This window comes from Streptomyces sp. CC53 (assembly GCF_001865245.1).
GTDB lineage: Bacteria > Actinomycetota > Actinomycetes > Streptomycetales > Streptomycetaceae > Streptomyces.
This window is the reverse complement of sequence record NZ_MKXB01000103.1, coordinates 1-2,248: the sequence shown is the minus strand read 5'-3', so window position 1 is coordinate 2,248 and position 2,248 is coordinate 1. Positions and strand designations below refer to the sequence as shown.

Annotated in this window: 3 protein-coding genes; all 3 read left to right on the top strand. The window is 71.8% G+C overall.

What is annotated here, in order from left to right:
- Window positions 1-293 precede the first annotated feature (293 nt).
- Window positions 294-791, top strand: a complete 498-nt coding sequence (rimP, locus tag BJP40_RS09365; RefSeq protein ID WP_071271876.1) for a ribosome maturation factor RimP — start codon at window positions 294-296, stop codon at window positions 789-791.
- Between the two features lie 2 nt (window positions 792-793).
- The gene (gene nusA / locus BJP40_RS09360) at window positions 794-1,789 is read left to right on the top strand and encodes a transcription termination factor NusA (protein WP_071279985.1); all 996 of its coding nucleotides are present in this window, start codon (window positions 794-796) and stop codon (window positions 1,787-1,789) included.
- Window positions 1,790-2,012: 223 nt separating this feature from the next.
- The coding region (locus BJP40_RS09355) for a YlxR family protein (protein ID WP_079171047.1) at window positions 2,013-2,248 on the top strand (236 nt) is incomplete at its 3' end.

The following is a 2,248-nucleotide window of genomic DNA, read 5'->3' as shown; positions in this document are numbered from 1 at the left end:
GGCGGGCCCGGTCCGCCGCCGTCGGCCGACGCGGCGCGGGCCGATCGCCGTCGCCGCCGGAGCAGCCGCCGAGCAGCCCGGCCGCCGCCGCGCCCGCCGCGGTGAGCGCGCGCCTGCGTGTCGTCCCCGTGCGCTCCACGTCACTCCTTCAGGTGGGCCCTTCGAAGATCACCGCACGCGAGCGTACCCGCGGGGCATCCGGACGTGGACGGCAACACCCCCCGGGACCGGATACCCTGTCGTCTGACACGCGACGAACCCACAACAGCACACGCGGCCGAGGAGTCACCCGGATGAGCACCACCCAGAACGAAAGGCTGCGCGGGCTGCTGGAACCGCTGGTCAGCGCCAGGCACCTCGATCTGGAGGACATCGAGGTGTCCCGGGCGGGCCGCCGACGGGTGCTGAGGGTGATCGTCGACTCGGACGCCGGTGTGGAACTCGACGCCTGCGCCGAACTGAGCCGCGTCATCTCGGACACGCTGGACGAGACGGACGCGATGGGCGAGGGCGAGTACGTCCTCGAAGTCAGCTCGCCGGGCGCCGACCGCCCCCTCACCGAGCACCGCCACTACGTACGGGCCACCGGCCGCCTCGTCAAGCTGCACCTGCACGACGGAGCCGCGGTCGTCGCCCGCGTCCTCGGCGTCGACGACGAGGGACTCGACCTGGAGGTGCCCGGGCTGAAGGGCCGCAAGCCCACCACCCGCCGCGTGGAGTTCCCCGAGATCGCCAGGGCGCGCGTGGAGATCGAGTTCAGCCGCAAGGACAAGAAGGAAGAGGAGGCGTAGCCGTGGACATCGATGTGAAGCTTCTCAGGGGCTTGGCACAGGAGAAGGAGATCCCCTTCGAGCTGCTGGTCGAGGCGATCGAGTCGGCCCTCCTCATCGCCTACCACCGCACCGAGGGAGCCCGCCGCCACGCGCGCGCCGTGCTGGACCGGCAGACCGGCCACGTGACGGTGTGGGCGAAGGAGGACCCGTCCGAGCTGGAGGAGGGCCAGGAGCCCAAGGAGTTCGACGACACCCCGTCGGACTTCGGCCGGATCGCCGCCACCACGGCCCGCCAGGTCATCCAGCAGCGGCTGCGGGACGCCGAGAACGACGTCACCTTCGGCGAGTACGCCCGCCGCGAGGGCGATGTCGTCGCCGGTGTCGTGCAGCAGGGCAAGGACCCCAAGAACGTCCTGGTCAAGCTGGACGACAAGCTGGAGGCCGTGCTCCCCGTGCAGGAGCAGGTGCCCGGCGAGGACTACACGCACGGCCTGCGCCTGCGCACCTACGTCGTGCGCGTCGCCAAGGGCGTGCGCGGCCCGTCGGTCACCCTCTCGCGCACCCACCCGAACCTCGTGAAGAAGCTCTTCGCGCTGGAGGTCCCGGAGATCGCGGACGGCTCCGTCGAGATCGCCGCGATCGCCCGCGAGGCCGGCCACCGCACGAAGATCGCCGTACGGTCCACCCGCGCCGGGCTCAACGCCAAGGGCGCCTGCATCGGCCCGATGGGCGGCCGCGTCCGCAACGTCATGGCCGAGCTGCACGGCGAGAAGATCGACATCGTCGACTGGTCCGACGACCCCGCCGAGATGGTGGCGAACGCGCTGTCCCCGGCCCGGGTCTCCAAGGTCGAGATCGTCGACATGGCGACCCGCTCCGCCCGGGTGACCGTGCCGGACTACCAGCTGTCCCTGGCGATCGGCAAGGAGGGCCAGAACGCCCGCCTCGCCGCCCGCCTCACCGGCTGGCGCATCGACATCCGCCCGGACACCGAGCAGCAGCCCGCCGAGGGCTGAGCCCGGTCACCCGTACGGGCGCCGGAAGGCGACGGAGCCGGGGCCGCACACCGAGTGGGCGACTCCGGTCGGGACCGTGCGGGAATACGGTGGCCCTCGGTCACGTTGAGCCACCACAGCAGCACGACGTGGTCACCTCGGTGATCACGATCGAGATCACGACAACAGCCGTTCGATTTCCGCCCCCCAGGGGTGGAGTCGGTACGGGGAGGTAGACTGAAGCGTGTCTGGCCGGACGCATGCCCGCGCACGCCCTGAGCGCACCTGCGTGGGGTGCCGGGAGCGGGCGGCCAAGAACGAGCTGCTGCGCATCGTGGCGGTCGAGGGCGCGTGCGTCCCCGATCCACGCGGTACGCTGCCCGGTCGGGGTGCTTATGTGCACCCCGCCCCGTCCTGCATCGATCTGGCGGTCCGCCGCCGGGCGTTCCCCCGGTCCCTCCGGGTCCAGGGTCCGCTCGA

What these genes read in the sequence shown, in the direction of transcription:
- rimP (WP_071271876.1), top strand. Translation starts at nt 294, where the DNA reads ATGAGCACCACCCAGAACGAAAGGCTGCGCGGGCTGCTGGAACCGCTG.